The following is a 16205-nucleotide window of genomic DNA, read 5'->3' as shown; positions in this document are numbered from 1 at the left end:
GCAGATGGGTAAGGAATTAATCAACTGGGAAAATGGACGCTGGATCGGCCAAACGCTTGAGGTTGAAAATGGCGTCTGCGCTGTGCCTGGCAATGATCTGGACAGTATGCCCAAAGGCCTTGTTTATGATGACGCCGTCAAGGCCGCGACAGATCATCTTTATAAAGAGGTTGCAGACTTTATTCCCGAATTTGAATGGCCCGCCTATGCGCCGCTCGTGCACGCGATTAACACGCTAAAAAAGCAAAAGAACGCCGTTATCCTCGCCCATAATTATATGACGCCCGATATCTTTGGTCTTGTTGGAGACTATACGGGTGACAGCCTTGGCCTTGCGATTGAGGCGACAAAGACAGACGCCGAAATGATTATCCAAGGCGGCGTACATTTCATGGCTGAAACGTCCAAAATTCTCTGTCCTGATAAGCGCGTCTTTATCCCGTCCATGCGCGCGGGGTGCTCTCTCGCGTCTTCAATTTCAGGCGAAGATATTAAATTAATTAAACAACGCTATCCGGGTATTCCCGTGGTGACCTATGTCAACACATCAGCCGATGTGAAGGCTGAGTCCGATATTTGCTGCACATCATCCAATGCCGTCGCCATTGTCGAGCATATTTGCGCGGAATGGGGCGTGGATAAAGTTATCATGCTTCCCGATGAGTTTCTGGCCAAAAATGTCGCTAAGCAAACCAAGATAGAGGTCATCGCATGGCATGGCCGCTGCGAGGTGCATGCGAGGTTTTCCGCCCAAGATGTACGCGATATGCGAGAGGCCCACCCCGGTGTTGTTGTGCTGGCCCATCCCGAATGTCCGCCCGAAGTGGTGGCGGAGTCTGACTTCACAGGCTCGACCAAGGCCATGTCTGATTATGTATCGGATAAGTCACCCAAAAACGTAATCCTTCTGACCGAGTGTTCCATGTCAGATAATGTCGCCATGGAAAACCCAACCGTGGATTTCGTGCGCCCCTGTAACCTATGCCCGCATATGAAACGCATCACGCTAGAAAACATCTATGAATGCCTTTTGAATGAGAGCAATGAAGTCTTGGTACCGGAGGACGTGCGAAAGCGCGCCTATAAGGCCGTGATGGATATGATCAACGTTAAATTCGACCCTGTCAAAGGGCACTTTAACCCCGACCTGCCAGAGGTTGATGTGACTGTGATTTAAGGTGAATTCCGCAAAGCGAAATTCACCGAGAAGGGCCGTAAATAGGTGCACCCTGAGCCCATATTTGTGCGCCGCTCGGGATAGTTAAATGCAAAAAATAAATCTCACCGAAAAATTATCACGCTTTAATAGCCATTGGGATCCCAAGGTTATCGCAACCTATAATGATAACGACATCATGGTCGTGAAATTCCAAGGCGAATTTCCTTTTCACAAACATGACGATAGCGATGATTTCTTTCTGGTCATAGACGGCCATGTCACGATGGATTACGAGGGAGCCGAGAGTGTATCCTTTGGTCCTGGCGAAATGGTCATTGTGCCCAAAGGTATTGTTCACCGCCCAAGAGCAGAGCATGAAGCCAAAGTTCTGTTAATAGAGCCTACAGGCGCACCAAACTCTGGCGATAGCGACCACCCACCCGCAAAAAAAGACTGGATATGATCCAGCCTTTCTCATTTCAATATTATATAACGTCTAAGACGTTTTACTGAATGGGCACACCAAAGCTGGGTGACATGATACGGTTTTGCGCGTCGTTAAAGGCATTATAGAGAGCGCCGCCCTGACGACGCGACTTTTTATTTTTCGCGAAAGACTTCGCACCAGAGAAACTCGCAAAGCTTAAATCCGCGCGTGCATTATGGCCAAAACCACGCGCGAGGACTTGTCCCGCACTGTTAACCACCTCGACATAAGCATAGCGGTCTTTAGGCGCCTTGTTGGACGACCCCATCAGTCCGCCCAGACCACCCAATGTATTCATCACTCCATCGACACTGCGAAGACCACCCCGGACATCACCGATGTCATTATAACCATTGCCAACATTTTTAGCGTAATATTCTGCACTATTGGCGCCGCGCTCAACCTGTTGTGCGGTGCCTAGCATTTGATCGACAGAGCCAAGGCTGAAACCACCGCCTTGGGATGACCCGTTAGACGCTTGTGGAATACCGCCCCCGGATTGCGGAATACCACCGCCCGCTTGCGGGATACCACCCTGAACTGCTGGGGCGGGCTCTAAGACGCTGCGTCCTGAAAAGGACGACGGGCCAGCTGCAAATTCCGCCTGTGTTAAAGGCCCGTAGCGCAAGATATAACGCATGCCAGAATTACCATTAGTGAAACAATTGGACTGTGAGACCATCGAATTCATAACTTCAGTCGGATTGTTACTCTTAACACTGTCCCACGCCATGGCATTGGCAGGTTCAATTGTTACGCTACCCTTTGCATTGGGGCAGCTTCTTACGTTAATTTGGTAATCTGCGGCTTGGGCCGGTGTCGCCATAAGTGCCAAACCCGCGCTCACAAGCGCGATTTTCACAAAGCTCTGTTTCGTGTTCATTGTCATAATATTATCCCTCCAGTATGCTAAGGTTACCATAGTCTTTAAAATTATACAATTTCCAGTATTTTTTGCGCATGCGACATCACACCCTGTTTCAAAACGGCCAGTATAAGCCCCAGATTTGCTTTTATCGCTGGTCAAATTGGGCACGATTGTTTAATCACCGCCTATGGCGCTTGGCGACTTAGAAACAAAACGATTGCCCGCAGGTGCTGTGCTCGTCATTGGCGCGGGTTTGGCAGGCTTATATACGGCGTTAAAGCTTGCACCGCGGCAGGTCTTTGTCCTTACGTCGCGCCGCTCCAAAGAAGGCTCGGCTAGCGCTTGGGCGCAAGGCGGTATCGCCGCAGCCCTGTCAGCGGATGATAGCCCCGATAGCCACGCCCACGACACGATTGCAGCAGGCGACGGCCTTGTCGATCCCGATATCGCCTACATTTTGGCATCCGAGGGCGCGGCACGCGTCCATGACCTTGATGCGCTGGGTGTGCCCTTTGACCGTAACGACAAAGGCGAGCTTTATCTGTCATTAGAGGCTGCCCATAGCTTGCCCCGTGTGGCGCGGGTCAAGGGCGACACGGCGGGACGCGAAATTATCAATGTCATGGTCAAACGCGTGCAAAAATCTGACCATGTCACAGGCCTGATTGGATGGCGGGCCGAAAGCTTGCTGACTGATAATAACGGCGCTGTTGCAGGCGCTTTGGCCCGTAATGATGAGGGTACTTTACTGGGTATCGAAGCCGACATCACCATTATGGCCACAGGCGGCGTGGGCGGATTATTTGCTGTTACCACAAACCCACGCACCGCGCGCGGTGACGCGCTGGGTATGGCCGCTGTTGTTGGCGCGAAAATGCGCGATATGGAATTTGTTCAATTTCACCCCACAGCCATTGATATTGGCCGCGACCCTGCACCACTGGCGACGGAAGCTCTACGGGGTCACGGGGCGACATTGGTAAATTCCGACGGCGTGCGCTTTATGCCGCGCTATCACGCCCAGGGCGAGCTGGCCCCGCGTGATGATGTGGCCCGCGCAATATTTGCCGAGATTGAGTCTGGTCGTACGCCTTATCTGGATTGCCGCGAGGCGGTGGGAAGCCATTTCCCAGAAGATTTTCCAACGGTATTTGACAGTTGTATGAGCGCAGGGATTGATCCCCGTATCGGTCTTATCCCCGTCGCGCCCGCGGTCCATTACCATATGGGCGGGCTGGCGACAGATAGCTTCGGGCAGACAAATCTTGACGGTCTATTTGCACTAGGTGAATGTTCAGCCACGGGCGTCCACGGCGCCAACCGATTGGCCAGTAATTCATTGCTAGAAGCCGTAGTCTTTGGCGGACGAGCTGCGGATTATATTTTGGGCAATACGTTTTCTGAGAAACGTGCTGGTACCATTCGCGTGCAGCCCTGGCTATCGATGGGCGCGGATGTCAGCCAGACCTTACGAAACGCGATGACAGCCAATTGCGGAGTCCGTCGCAACGCCGTGAAGCTTAACACCTTAATCGAATTAATTGACGCCTTGATTGAACGTGTCGGCCGCGCCAACCCGCTTATCGCGTCGCGTATGATTGCATCAGCGGCGCTGGCCCGCGAAGAATCGCGCGGCGGTCATTTCCGTGATGATTTCCCAAAAACAAAACACACCGCCATCAGCAGCTATCTGACCTATGATATGCTGGATTAAAGCTTTATTTTACGAGCCTTGAATTATGAGCAAACTTCCGCCCCTTCCCCCGACCGTCATAGACCCCATGGTGCGCCGTGCTTTGGATGAGGATTTTGGCAATAGCGGTGATTTAACAGCGAACCTTTTGGTGCCTGAAAGCGCCAAAGCCACGCTCTATATCCGCTCGCGCGAGAGCGGCGTTCTGGCCGGTATGCAAGCCGCGCAAATGACCTATGCCCTTGTTGATAATGCCGTAAAATTCACCGCCAAGAAACAAGACGGCGATAAGCTGTCTAAGGGCACGTTAATCGCCACAGTCAGCGGCCCTGCGCGGTCGCTTCTATCGGCGGAGCGAGTCGCCCTTAATTTTCTCGGCCGTATGTCTGGCATTGCGACATTAACGGCGGATTATGTGCGCCTTGTGAAGGGCACAAATGTGCGGATTGCCGCAACCCGTAAGACGACACCCGGACTACGCGCGGTTGAGAAACAAGCCGTCCTTGCGGGCGGAGGCTATACGCACCGAGAAAGCCTATCTGCCGCCATTATGGTCAAAGACAACCATATTGCACTGGCGGGCGGTGTCACAAAGGCGCTAAAAACGATCCGCAAAAAAGCCGATCACATGACCCGCGTCAGCGTCGAGGTGGACACACTCGCCCAGCTTAAGACCGTGCTAAAGTTTACGCCTGATGTGATTTTGCTCGATAATATGGACGCTGCTAAGCTGAAAAAAGCGGTGGCGATTGTAGATACATTTGCGGGACACCGGCCTGTCTTGGAGGCCTCTGGCGGGGTTAATTTGCAGACAGTTCGCGGCCTTGCAGAGTCTGGAATTGACGTGATTTCAATTGGGGCGCTGACCCATAGCGCACCAAACTTTGACATCGGCATGGACGCGAAATAACGGCCTAAAACCGCTGCCAAACACCAAGCGACACCCCTTGTTGGCGCACTGTATTGCGGCCTATCACCGTTTGAAACGCGCCGAGTTGCAGGGATGATGTTTCGCTATAGCGCCAAACAATCGAGCCTTGCAGACGCACGCTATCGTTCTCTAAAACTTGATCAGCCCCGAACTGCCCAGATGTCGTATATTGCGCAAACGCTTGACCGAGGATTTGCAGTTTTGGCGTGATATCCGCACCTAATGTGCCGTCTATCATCACCTGTTCAGGCGCATCGCCGCTGCGGTAATCAAAGGCGGTTTGTATGTCGATAAAGCCGTCATGCCCTAGGACCTTGATATTGCGCCCGGCAAGCATACGAAGTTCCCCGCCCAGACCACCACGCCCCAAATCTGCGTCAGGCACAGACTCGCCGCCCGCTGGTATCACAACACTGGGCTGAACAGATAGAACCCATGCCCCCCGAGGTTTAAGCCCGTAGCGCAAGCCAATGCGGCTCGTCCCAAGGCCAGAATATTGTTGTCGCCCGTCACGCGCGATATAACTAATATCTTGTAGCGCCCCGCTAGCGACCACTGTCGCGCGCGACGTTAAGCCGTGTTCCAGATAAACGCTTTGCTCAGTCTTAAGAAAATCAACGACCGCCCCTGCCCCCCGGTCTGCATCAAAAGCGCGCGCAGCGTTTGAATAGACAACAGTAGAAATGAGTTGCCCATCGCCCTTTGGCAATGTCCATGCGCCCGCATAGGCCAAGTGAGGCACAGATAAGCCACAAAACAAAAGTGCGAGAAAGAAGTAACGGCCCATAGCCTTAACAAGAGGCGTAAATATAAGTCCGTGTCAATGAAGCCGAAAACGTGACCCGTCTATCGGCGGTGGGTCGCCCTGCTAGATTGGCGGCGCAACGGCCACAGTGCTAGCGCCTGGTACAGCGCGTTCACGCCAACGAAAGCGGTAAAACTTATGGCTACCAATTGTTTTGGTCATCTTGAGTGTATCGGACCACGGCGGATTTACGTTATGCGTATGATAATGTGTAGCGCGGTCAGTCACGGGATTAAACCCGTTGGTAATGGCGAGGGTCGCGACGCGTTGTGCGCGCTCCCACGTTTTTCCCTTTGGTTCTTTTGCCGTAGAGCCGTCACAGGTAAAGCTAAATTGGCAACCCGTTGTGCGTTCGGCCCCTTCATAGACCACACCGCAAAGCGTATTGGGGTAATGTTTTGACTTACGGCGGTTAAACACCACTTCTGCCACCGCTTTTTGCCCCGCGAGCTTCTCAGAGCGAGCTTCGTAATAAATGGCTTCTGACAAGCAGCGGTGCTGCGCCATAACGGATTTGGAGCGTTTGTAATTCACCAATGCCCGACCCGTGAGGTCGTCATTTAACGCTAAATCGCGAAAAATGGGATCTGTTGTTTCTGGGTCTAGGAAGGTCTCAGCAAGACGCTTTGGCAACGCGCCCGTATCCTCTGCCATATCACTAGACAGAGCCTGAGCGCGGTTTTCCCAATGGGCATCTGCGCGTTGCGCTTCGGCCTTAGCAGCGATAGCCGGAATAGCGACAGCCGCCATGCCCAACACACCCAAAGTCACGGTCCAGCCCGTTAATATAGTCTTAATCGACGTCATGCGCGCCTCCTACTGCCCAGCGATTAGGTATTCAACCTAATTTTCCAGCCCTGGGCCGTATCACAGTGCAAATAACATGCGCACTGTGACGAATCTGTCACAAACTCGGTGCTTATGGTTAACCGAGCCTTAATATGCGTCAATCGTGTAAAGACCCGATATTAGCCTTCAGACGCCATAATGGCGGCTTGGGCAGCGGATAATCGCGCGATTGGGACACGATATGGGGAGCAAGAGACGTAATTCAACCCCGCATTGTGACAGAAGACGATAGAGGCCGGATCGCCGCCATGTTCGCCGCAAATCCCAAGCTTGATATCAGGACGTGTGGCTTTACCGCGTTCAACAGCAATTTGTATCAAATCCCCCACGCCGTCTTGGTCAAGCGTCACAAAGGGGTCTTTTTCAACAATGCCTTGGGCGACATAATCTGGCAGGAACCGTCCCGCATCATCGCGCGAGAGGCCAAATGTGGTCTGGGTCAAATCATTCGTGCCAAAGCTGAAAAATTCGGCGTGATGGGCGATATCCCCAGCGCGCAGGGCGGCGCGGGGCAATTCTATCATTGTACCAATGATATATTCAGGCGCGACCCCCTTGGAGGCGATATCCTCGGCGACACCTTCAATCGCTTTTTTCAAGATTTCCAGCTCTTTGGCCGATGAAACCAGCGGTATCATCACTTCAGCGATGGGCATGACGCCTGTCTCATTTTCCACCTCAATTTGAGCTTCAAAAATCGCGCGCGCCTGCATTTCGTAAATTTCAGGATAGGAAATCCCAAGGCGGCAGCCCCGATGGCCCAGCATTGGATTGCTTTCCGCCAACTCGCGCGACCGCGCCATCATTTCGCTTGCGGGCACACCAATGGTTTCTGCGACTTTGCGGATATCGTCTTCTGAATGGGGCAGAAATTCGTGCAGGGGCGGGTCAAGCAAGCGAATCGTGCAGGGCAAGCTTTTCGTCTCATCCGCCATGATTCGGAAAATCGCGGCGAAGTCTGCGCGCTGCACAGGTAGGATTTTAGCCAGCGCCGCTTCGCGCCCTGCTTTGTCCTGCGCGAGAATCATTTCGCGGAAATATCCCAAACGGTCGGCTTCAAAGAACATATGTTCAGTGCGGCACAGCCCAATACCCTCGGCGCCGAAATCGCGCGCGGTTTGCACGTCCAGAGGTGTTTCGGCATTGGTGCGGATACTCATCGTCCGAAGCTCATCCGCCCAGGCCATGACTTTTGAAAAATCACCAGACAGTTCAGGCTGCACCATATCCACTTCGCCCGCGAACACTTGTCCCGTTGCGCCGTCCACCGTGACGATGTCCCCTTCTTTGACGATGCGGCCCGTGATGGACATTTGCCCCGCCGCTTCGTCGATACGGATAGACCCTGCGCCGGACACACAAGGACGGCCCATGCCGCGCGCCACGACGGCGGCGTGCGATGTCATACCGCCGCGGGCCGTCACAATGGCTTCGGCGGCGTGCATGCCGTGAATATCTTCGGGTGAGGTTTCGGTCCGCACCAAAATAACTTTGTGCCCCGCTTTGGCGCGCAGCTCTGCTTTGTCACTATCAAAGACCACTTCGCCAATGGCGGCACCCGGTGATGCGGGCAGGCCCATGGCAATCAAATCACGCGGCGCGTCAGCATCGAGCGTCGGATGCAACAGTTGATCCAGCGATAGCGGTTCAATGCGCATCAGGGCTTCTGATTTCGTAATCTGCCCAGCCTCGGCCATATCCACGGCGATTTTAAGCGCCGCACGCGCTGTGCGTTTACCCGTGCGCGTTTGCAGCATCCAGAGCTTGCCTTGCTCGACGGTAAATTCAATGTCTTGCATGTCGCGGTAATGGGATTCCAATTTGGCAAATGTCGCGGCCAGTTGCCCGTAAACCTCTGGCATGGCTTCTTCCATGGAGGGTTCATTATCACCCATATTTTCGCGCGCGACTTTGGTCAGCGTCTGCGGTGTGCGGATGCCCGCCACAACGTCTTCGCCTTGGGCGTTGATCAAAAACTCGCCGTAATAGGTGTTTTCGCCCGTGCTTGGATCGCGGGTAAAAGCGACGCCCGTCGCCGATGTATCGCCCATATTACCAAAGACCATGGCTTGCACATTCACGGCTGTGCCCCATGCGGCGGGAATGTCGTTTAAGCGGCGGTAGACCACGGCGCGGTCATTCATCCAAGAGCCAAACACAGCGTCAATCGCGCCTTGTAACTGCTCGCGCGGGTCTTGCGGAAAATCGCGGCCCAGCGCGTCGCGCACGGCATCCTTATACAGGCCAATAATTTCCGCCCAGCCATCGGGGGTGATATCCGTGTCCAGCATCAAGCCTTGATTGTCTTTATATTCGTCCAAAATGTCTTCGAATGTGTGGTGGTGAACGCCCATCACAACATCGGAATACATGGTGATAAAACGGCGGTAGCTATCGAGCGCAAAACGACGGTCACCAGACAGTTTCGCAAGGCCCTCGGCTGTGTCGTCATTCAGGCCAAGGTTCAGCACCGTATCCATCATGCCGGGCATAGAGGCCCGCGCGCCAGAGCGCACAGATACCAAAAGTGGGTTTTTCGGATCACCAAAGGCTTTGCCTGTAAGCGTTTCAATATGTGCAATACCTTTGGCGACATCATCATCAAGACCGTCGGGGTAGACTTCGCCGTTATCGTAATAGGTCGTGCAGACCTCTGTCGTCATGGTGAAACCGGGCGGGACAGGCAAGCCGAGTGAGGCCATTTCCGCGAGGTTGGCACCCTTGCCCCCCAGCAAGTTTTTCATTGTTGTATTGCCTTCGGCAGTACCGCCACCGAAATTATAAACCCATTGTGTCATTTCACGGTCCCTATTTTTGGCCCCACACGGACGTCAATTAAACCCTCTAATTTTAGCCATCAATCTGGTCAAAATCAGCAATTTGGGCTGCCGTATCACGTATCATGCCAAGGAGTCTAAGGTTGTTTGCCCGAATGTTCGGGTCATCATCAACCACCATCACGTCGTCAAAAAATGCGTCAATTGGAACACGTAACGCTGACAAGGCTGTCATGGCGGTGTCATAGGACTCTGTGGCTAACGCGCTCTCAATGTCGATGCGCGCTTTCGATAATGCCTGTTCCAATTCGCGCGCAAGGGGGTTGGTGAGGGCCTCAACACCGCCCAAAATTTCACCGCTCGGCAGCTCGCCTTTTTTCGCTTCGGCCTTTAAAATATTGGACGCGCGTTTGTAACCCGCCAGCAAATCTGTCCCTGATTCGGACAATAAGAAATCTTGCAGCGCCGAAACGCGGTTGGTGATAGCGACAAGGTCATCACCACCAGTCGCGAAAGCCGCATCGATAATATCGTGACGGAAGCCCTTATCGCGCAGGTCACCGCGCAGGCGGTCTAGGATGAAGGTAAGGAGGTCGGCTGAAACCTCTCTGAAGGATGGCCAAATACCGACGGTTTCTTTCTTAAAGTGACGATGCTGCAAGTCAACAACAACACTATCAATATCAAAGTCTTGGTTGGGAATAAAAATACCACCCTCCATGTCAAATTTATCCCACAATGGATAGGAGTCTTTCCTAATATCATTAGTCGTAAAAAACTCTTCTGGCGTATTGTTTCTCTGGAAAATCAATTCCTTGTATGAAGCCCACCCCGCAGAGGCGACATTCAATCGCACCTCATTCTCAAGCAAAATCCGCACAACACCTAGTGCTGCTCGGCGAAGCGCGAAGGGATCTTTACTACCTGTGGGCTTCTCATTAATGGTCCAAAATCCTACGAGCGTGTCGAGTTTATCGGCCAGCGCTATTACGACCGCGACGGAGTTTGTTGGAACTGAGTCGGATGACCCTTGAGGTTTATACTGTTCCTCTATAGCGAGCGCGATATCTTTATCGCCACCTTCGGCCCTATACATATTGGCGCCTATCTGGCCTTGGAGGGAAGTAAACTCCACCACCATATTGGTAACCAGATCACATTTAGCCAACATTGCGGCATACTCACATGCGTCAGGATTTGCACCCAATACAGGTGCAAGCTCACGTGCAAGTGCCGCGACACGTATTGACTTTTGCCCTATAGAACCGAGCCATTTATGAAACACAACCGTGTCGAGCTTATCGTAATAATCAATCAGCTTTTTCTTCGCGTCTTCACTTTGGAAAAACTTGGCATCCGCTAGACGCGCAGACAATACCCGCGAATTACCCTCTGCAATGGCTTTGCCGCCATCGGGTGCGTCTTGATTAGCCACCACGATAAAATGCGGGGCAAGCGCGCCCGTCTTGGGGTCTTTCACGGCGAAATATTTTTGGTGCGTTCGCATAGACAGGCGTATCACTTCACCGGGCAGCTCTAAAAAGCTGGGGTCCATATCGCCCAAAATAACAACAGGCCATTCGACCAGCCCAGCGACTTCGGATAGTAACCCTGCGTCCTCGACCAGTTCCAAGCCTTTATCCGCGCAGGCCTTTCGCGCGTCAGTCAAAATTGTGTCTTTGCGGTGGGCGGCGGATAGCACAACATGGCCGTCGCGTTCTAACTGCGCGCTGTAATTGGATAGCCCCGTGACGGTGAACGGCCCCGGCCCCATGCGGCGGTGACCATGGGTGACATTGCCGCTCTCCACGCCGCCGACCGTGACAGGCACGACGGCCCCGTCGAGCAAGCAAATCATAGACTGCAAAGGCCGCACCCAACGAAAGCTGGTCCGTCCCGATTTCATCGATTTGGGCCAGGGGAAATTATTCATAATGTCAGGAATTAAATCGCCCAGAATGGCAGATGTGTCTGCGCCGGATTTTTCAATAACAGCAACGTAAAATTCACCCTTTTTCGGGTCCGATTTTATTTGCGCCTCTGAAATATCGGACAGCCCCGCGCCGCGCATAAATCCCGCCAGCGCCTGTTCGGGCGAACCCACACGGGGGCCTTTGCGTTCTTCAGATACGTCAGGACTACGCAGCGGCACATCGGCGACATAGACAAGTCTGCGCGGCCCGGTGAAGCTCTGCACTTTGTCCACGGTCAACCCAGCTGCCGTTAGCCCGTCCGTCATCAAAGTGGTCAAATCACGACCCGCTTTGTCCTGCATACGGGCCGGGATTTCTTCGCAGAGTATTTCAAATAAAAGCTCGGCCATGACTAGCTCCCCACTTTCACGGACGCATTTTGCCACGGACGGTCTTGGCCCGCCTCTATCATCGCGGCTTCAATCTGCACATGTTTCTCCGCGCAGCCTTTGGCAAGGTCGCGCACGCGTTTGATATATTCTTGACGCTGGGTCGGAGAGACAACCCCGCGCGCATCCAGCAGGTTAAACAGATGTGAGGCCTTGAGCGCATGTTCATAAGCGGGCAGCGGTAGCGGCGGGTCGAGCGCGAGTAGCGCTTTGCATTCTGCTTCGGCCTTGATGAACTTATCAAGCGTGTATTCAGTATTGGAATGCTCAAAATTATAAGTGCTTTGCTGCACTTCGTTTTGGTGGAACACATCCCCGTAAAGCACCTCGGGTGTGTTATCCGTGGCATCTGTGAATACCAAATCATAGACATTATCCACGCCCTGCACATACATGGCCAGACGTTCTAGCCCGTAGGTCAGTTCGCCAGAGACGGGCGACACATCCAGACCGCCAACTTGTTGGAAATAAGTATATTGGCTAACTTCCATCCCGTCGCACCAGACTTCCCAGCCGAGGCCCCAAGCGCCAACCGTTGGATTTTCCCAGTCATCTTCGACAAAGCGAATATCGTGCAAGTCCATGTCAATCCCAATGGCATCAAGCGAGCCGAGATAAAGGTCCTGCAAGTTTTTCGGGTTCGGTTTCATGATGACTTGAAACTGATAATAATGCTGTAAGCGGTTGGGGTTGTCCCCGTAACGCCCATCGGCCGGACGGCGAGACGGTTGCACATAGGCGACATTCCAATCCTTTGGCCCCAAAGAGCGCAGCACAGTTGCGGGGTGGAGTGTGCCCGCGCCAACTTCGGTATCAAACGGCTGCAATATTGTGCAGCCATGTTTCGCCCAATAGCTTTGCAGTGTGAGGATAAGGTCTTGGAAAGAAAGCGTTTTGGGCTCGGTTTTGGCCATGATGATGTCCAGCGTGTTAAGTCTCGCGCAACCTAATCCGCGCGGCGCAAAACTCAAGTTATAATATGGGTCAAAACTGCGCTAGTCTTTCCAGTAAATCTCGTCTTTTAAGCCGTTATCGGCGAGCGCCTTGCGCGCGTCATCAACATCTTCAGAGACCACCATAATGCGGCGCGGAATAATCCCAATAGACCCTTCGACCGCACTCATATGCTGATCCATGATAAAACAGGGAATATCTTCGGATTTAAGCACCGCTTCGGCAAAGCTCAGCGTTGCGGGATTTGTGGTTTTAAGAATGGTCTTCATGCGAATTATCTTTCTTCATGCGACTTTGTAACCGTGATAAGGTCTTGCCGCTTCGCCATAAGAGGCGTAGTTTATATATTAACCTGAAGGACAGTTGTGAACGCACCCGCGAAAATATCAAGCAAAGACAAGACCATTTCCCCAGCAGAACGCCTGTGGGCAATGGCGGCGGAGCCTATGGCGGCGGTCGATACAATTATATTAGACCGTATGCAAAGCCCGGTGGGCTTAATCCCTAATCTAGCGCAGCATTTGGTCGGCGCGGGTGGCAAGCGCTTGCGGCCCTTGCTGACTGTTTCTTGCGCGCAATTATGCGGGGATGACGGGCAAAACGCACATAAGCTCGCGGCGGCTGTTGAATTTATACATTCGGCCACACTGCTGCATGACGATGTGGTGGACGAAAGCGCACTGCGGCGGGGCAAAAAACCCGCCAATCTTATTTGGGGCAATAGCGCGTCAATTCTGGTTGGTGACTTCCTTTTTGCACGCGCCTTTAACCTAATGGTTGAAACGGGCAATATGGACGCGCTGGGTATATTATCGAACGCGTCTTCTGTCATTGCCGAGGGGGAAGTGCAGCAACTCGCTGCACTGCGCGATATTCTGATGACGGAAGAGGCCTATATGCAGGTCATTCGCGCCAAGACGGCAGCGCTTTTTGCGGCGGCGACCGAGGTCGCGCCTGTCATCGCTGGGCGCCCAGAGGCAGAGCGCGTAGCACTTCGCGATTACGGCCTGAAACTGGGGCTTGCGTTCCAACTGGTCGATGACGCGCTGGATTACGGCGGATTTGAATCCGCGCTTGGTAAATCTGTAGGCGATGATTTCCGCGAAGGTAAGGTAACACTGCCCGTTATTCGCGCCTATCACAGCGCCAATGACACGGACAAAGCGTTTTGGAAACGGGTGATTGTTGACCACGACCAACGCGATTTGGACTTTGAAAAGGCCGTGTCCCTTATCCGCAAAGCAGGCGCGCTCGACAGTACATTTGATATGGCGCGTGAATTTGCGGCTGACGCGCGCGATGCTTTGTCGATTTTCCCAGATAATGAATGGCGCAATACGCTACAAGACCTCGCTGATTACGTAGTCGAACGGATCAGCTAGCGCGGCTGATTGCGGCCATGGCACGGCGGTAAAGCGGGATGTAAATGATTACCCCGTTGACCACAGCAATGACAAAAATTTCGAATGTCGGCCACGCTTGATAGATTCCTAAAATAGCAACAGCGGTTGTGAGTGTGCTTGCGAGCGCATAGCCGAAGCTCACCCGCAAATGGCTAGCTCCCGCTTGTATTTGGCGTTGGAATAAATGCTGGTTATGTGCCTGCATCAGATTTTCACCCGCTCGCGCGCGCCGTATCAAGGTCATAAAAACATCGATTAAGATCGGTAATATCAGTAGCGGCATGATGAAAACTATATTCACATTTTGCAGGTTTTGCATGATCCAAAGACTACTGATGGCAATGATGAAACCCGCTGTTAAGGCCCCGACATCCCCTGCAAATATCACCGCTTTGTGGCGTAGATTAAACGGTGCAAAACAAATTAGTCCCAACAGCAACGCCAAAGCCCAATAGGTTGCTGAGTTGGTAAAGCCGCCTGTCAGGATAAGAAGCCCAATCGCGGCGACGCTCATCGTGCCCACCAACATACCATTGGCCCCATCAATAAAATTCACCGCATTCATGACCACAACAATCCACAAAACACTGACCGCAAGACCGACGATGTAAGGCAGCGTCACAACCCCCAATAACGGTAAAATAAAGCTCTTTATCGGGCCAAGAAACACGCTGGCGCAGATAGCAACCACGACCATAAAGACTAGCTTTGGCCGTGACCGCGCGCCTTTTAGATCGTCGTAAAGCCCCAGCGCTGCAATCGCCAGCGTCAGCACAATCAAACCGATATAAGACGGCGTGAACACACCGCGCGGCCCCATAAAATATTGCACGCCCATCATGGCGACAAAGGCGGCAACAATTGAAACGCCGCCCGACGTTAAAGCTGTGCCGCTATGGCTTGACCGAGCGTTGGAGACATCAGTTAGCCCCATATTCAGCGCGATAATAGTGGCCGTGAACCCCGCCACAAGCGATGGAAAAATCAATAAAACAAACGACCCAAGACCGTCCATTACCCTTCACCCAAAACTGTTGGGACGACCCACCAATCCGGGTGGTTTTCAGCAATCGCATTCGCCGCAGCTTTGGCCATTTCGGCATTTGAAAAAAGCCCAAAACACGTCGCGCCAGAGCCTGACATGCGTGAAAGCGCGCACCCCTCTTGCCTCGACAAGGCCTCTAATACCGTTTGAATAAGCGGCTGCTGAGCGGTCGCAGGGGGCTGCAAATCATTGCGTCCGTCTTTGGCACGGGCTAGTAAATCGCCTCTGCTTAATTGCGGGCGCGGTGTTTCGCGCACCTCACCCCAGGCTGGATGACCTGTATCAAACGCCTTGAATACCGCGCCCGTGGAAACTGCAACACCGGGATTGACGAGGACAGCCTGAAGCGATCCAAGACCCGTTAAGCCGTGTAAATCTCCACCAATCCCGCTCATATGGGCCGTGCTGGACATCACGCACACAGGCACATCAGCCCCGAGTGACAGCGCAATAACCTGCCATTCATCAGCCGATAGCTCTGCATGACGCATTAAAATGCGCAAAGCGGCGGCGGCATCCGCACTGCCGCCCCCTATGCCAGACGCGACAGGCAAGACCTTGGTCAGCGTAAATTTAAGCGGCGGAATATCAGCCTTTAACGCCACAGCTTTATAGGCTTTTAAAATGAGGTTACGCTCATCCGCTTCTAGGCCTGCTCCGAACGGCCCGTCGATATGCAGCGACGTCACATCAGATACCTCCGACCGCAAGCGGTCGCCAACATCAGCAAAGACGACAAGACTATCAAGCGGATGATAACCATAATACGGATCAGAAGGGTCGCCAATCACGCGGCCAATATGCAGCGTTAGATTAATCTTCGCTCTAGCGGTTTCAGTAGAGATTTTTGCAATAGGGACGGACATTTCGCG

14 protein-coding genes are annotated in these 16205 nt (G+C 53.0%); 5 read left to right on the top strand and 9 right to left on the bottom strand.

The features are described from left to right. Window positions 1-4: 4 nt before the first annotated feature. Window positions 5-1177: a quinolinate synthase NadA gene (nadA, locus tag AB6B37_RS00800; protein WP_371396990.1), complete on the top strand. Its 1173-nt coding sequence runs from the start codon at window positions 5-7 to the stop codon at window positions 1175-1177. A gap of 88 nt (window positions 1178-1265) precedes the next feature. Continuing rightward, window positions 1266-1622: a cupin domain-containing protein gene (locus tag AB6B37_RS00795; RefSeq protein WP_371396989.1), complete on the top strand. Its 357-nt coding sequence runs from the start codon at window positions 1266-1268 to the stop codon at window positions 1620-1622. A 43-nt stretch (window positions 1623-1665) separates the two neighbouring features. Here the strand turns inward: AB6B37_RS00795 and AB6B37_RS00790 are convergent, their stop codons facing one another. Further along, window positions 1666-2535, bottom strand: coding sequence for a hypothetical protein (locus tag AB6B37_RS00790; protein WP_371396988.1), 870 nt, complete (start codon window positions 2533-2535; stop codon window positions 1666-1668). A gap of 166 nt (window positions 2536-2701) precedes the next feature. Here AB6B37_RS00790 and AB6B37_RS00785 point away from each other — a divergent pair, with 166 nt between their 5' ends. Together AB6B37_RS00785 and nadC are read left to right on the top strand one after the other, a co-directional pair. Beyond that, window positions 2702-4228 (top strand): L-aspartate oxidase, encoded by a 1527-nt coding sequence (locus AB6B37_RS00785; RefSeq protein WP_371396987.1) that lies wholly within the window; start codon window positions 2702-2704, stop codon window positions 4226-4228. Between the two features lie 25 nt (window positions 4229-4253). Next, complete coding sequence (gene nadC / locus AB6B37_RS00780; protein ID WP_371396986.1) at window positions 4254-5117, top strand: carboxylating nicotinate-nucleotide diphosphorylase; 864 nt, start codon at window positions 4254-4256, stop codon at window positions 5115-5117. 4 nt (window positions 5118-5121) lie between these two features. On the opposite strand, the gene AB6B37_RS00775 is transcribed toward nadC, so the two are convergent. The 6 genes from AB6B37_RS00775 to AB6B37_RS00750 all read right to left on the bottom strand — a co-directional run bounded on the left by AB6B37_RS00775 (window position 5122) and on the right by AB6B37_RS00750 (window position 13154). Beyond that, window positions 5122-5925, bottom strand: a complete 804-nt coding sequence (locus tag AB6B37_RS00775; RefSeq protein ID WP_371396985.1) for a hypothetical protein — start codon at window positions 5923-5925, stop codon at window positions 5122-5124. 81 nt (window positions 5926-6006) lie between these two features. Then, a complete protein-coding gene (locus AB6B37_RS00770) occupies window positions 6007-6750 on the bottom strand; it encodes a cell wall hydrolase (RefSeq protein ID WP_371396984.1) in 744 nt (247 codons plus the stop codon). 161 nt (window positions 6751-6911) lie between these two features. Further along, a complete protein-coding gene (gene ppdK / locus AB6B37_RS00765) occupies window positions 6912-9590 on the bottom strand; it encodes a pyruvate, phosphate dikinase (RefSeq protein WP_371396983.1) in 2679 nt (892 codons plus the stop codon). Window positions 9591-9642: 52 nt separating this feature from the next. After that, entirely contained in the window at window positions 9643-11892 is a 2250-nt protein-coding gene (gene glyS, locus AB6B37_RS00760; protein ID WP_371396982.1) for a glycine--tRNA ligase subunit beta, read from the bottom strand. A gap of 2 nt (window positions 11893-11894) precedes the next feature. Continuing rightward, window positions 11895-12845: a glycine--tRNA ligase subunit alpha gene (locus tag AB6B37_RS00755; protein WP_371396981.1), complete on the bottom strand. Its 951-nt coding sequence runs from the start codon at window positions 12843-12845 to the stop codon at window positions 11895-11897. 81 nt (window positions 12846-12926) lie between these two features. Next, entirely contained in the window at window positions 12927-13154 is a 228-nt protein-coding gene (locus AB6B37_RS00750; RefSeq protein ID WP_371396980.1) for a DUF2007 domain-containing protein, read from the bottom strand. A 96-nt stretch (window positions 13155-13250) separates the two neighbouring features. Between AB6B37_RS00750 and AB6B37_RS00745 the strand changes: the two genes are divergently transcribed. Next, window positions 13251-14267, top strand: coding sequence for a polyprenyl synthetase family protein (locus tag AB6B37_RS00745; RefSeq protein WP_371396979.1), 1017 nt, complete (start codon window positions 13251-13253; stop codon window positions 14265-14267). Here the strand turns inward: AB6B37_RS00745 and AB6B37_RS00740 are convergent. Together AB6B37_RS00740 and AB6B37_RS00735 are read right to left on the bottom strand one after the other, a co-directional pair. Continuing rightward, window positions 14260-15303 carry a glycosyltransferase family 4 protein gene (locus AB6B37_RS00740; RefSeq protein ID WP_371396978.1) on the bottom strand — a complete coding sequence of 348 codons (1044 nt, stop codon included), beginning with the start codon at window positions 15301-15303 and terminating at the stop codon, window positions 14260-14262. The two genes, AB6B37_RS00745 and AB6B37_RS00740, sit on opposite strands and share 8 nt — an antisense overlap. Next, the gene (locus tag AB6B37_RS00735) at window positions 15303-16199 is read right to left on the bottom strand and encodes a 4-(cytidine 5'-diphospho)-2-C-methyl-D-erythritol kinase (RefSeq protein ID WP_371396977.1); all 897 of its coding nucleotides are present in this window, start codon (window positions 16197-16199) and stop codon (window positions 15303-15305) included. Before AB6B37_RS00735 ends, AB6B37_RS00740 begins: the two co-directional genes overlap by 1 nt. Between the last annotated feature and the right edge of the window lie 6 nt (window positions 16200-16205).

The sequence above is a fragment of the Fretibacter rubidus genome (assembly GCF_041429785.1).
Taxonomy (GTDB): domain Bacteria; phylum Pseudomonadota; class Alphaproteobacteria; order Caulobacterales; family Maricaulaceae; genus Fretibacter; species Fretibacter rubidus.
This window is presented reverse-complemented; position numbering and strand designations above follow the sequence as displayed.

Coding starts and splice junctions, on each gene's coding strand:
- nadA (WP_371396990.1), top strand. CDS start 5: ATGGGTAAGGAATTAATCAACTGGGAAAATGGACGCTGGATCGGCCAA.
- AB6B37_RS00795 (WP_371396989.1), top strand. CDS start 1,266: ATGCAAAAAATAAATCTCACCGAAAAATTATCACGCTTTAATAGCCAT.
- AB6B37_RS00790 (WP_371396988.1), bottom strand. CDS start 2,535: ATGACAATGAACACGAAACAGAGCTTTGTGAAAATCGCGCTTGTGAGC.
- AB6B37_RS00785 (WP_371396987.1), top strand. CDS start 2,702: ATGGCGCTTGGCGACTTAGAAACAAAACGATTGCCCGCAGGTGCTGTG.
- nadC (WP_371396986.1), top strand. CDS start 4,254: ATGAGCAAACTTCCGCCCCTTCCCCCGACCGTCATAGACCCCATGGTG.
- AB6B37_RS00775 (WP_371396985.1), bottom strand. CDS start 5,925: ATGGGCCGTTACTTCTTTCTCGCACTTTTGTTTTGTGGCTTATCTGTG.
- AB6B37_RS00770 (WP_371396984.1), bottom strand. CDS start 6,750: ATGACGTCGATTAAGACTATATTAACGGGCTGGACCGTGACTTTGGGT.
- ppdK (WP_371396983.1), bottom strand. CDS start 9,590: ATGACACAATGGGTTTATAATTTCGGTGGCGGTACTGCCGAAGGCAAT.
- glyS (WP_371396982.1), bottom strand. CDS start 11,892: ATGGCCGAGCTTTTATTTGAAATACTCTGCGAAGAAATCCCGGCCCGT.
- AB6B37_RS00755 (WP_371396981.1), bottom strand. CDS start 12,845: ATGGCCAAAACCGAGCCCAAAACGCTTTCTTTCCAAGACCTTATCCTC.
- AB6B37_RS00750 (WP_371396980.1), bottom strand. CDS start 13,154: ATGAAGACCATTCTTAAAACCACAAATCCCGCAACGCTGAGCTTTGCC.
- AB6B37_RS00740 (WP_371396978.1), bottom strand. CDS start 15,303: ATGGACGGTCTTGGGTCGTTTGTTTTATTGATTTTTCCATCGCTTGTG.
- AB6B37_RS00735 (WP_371396977.1), bottom strand. CDS start 16,199: ATGTCCGTCCCTATTGCAAAAATCTCTACTGAAACCGCTAGAGCGAAG.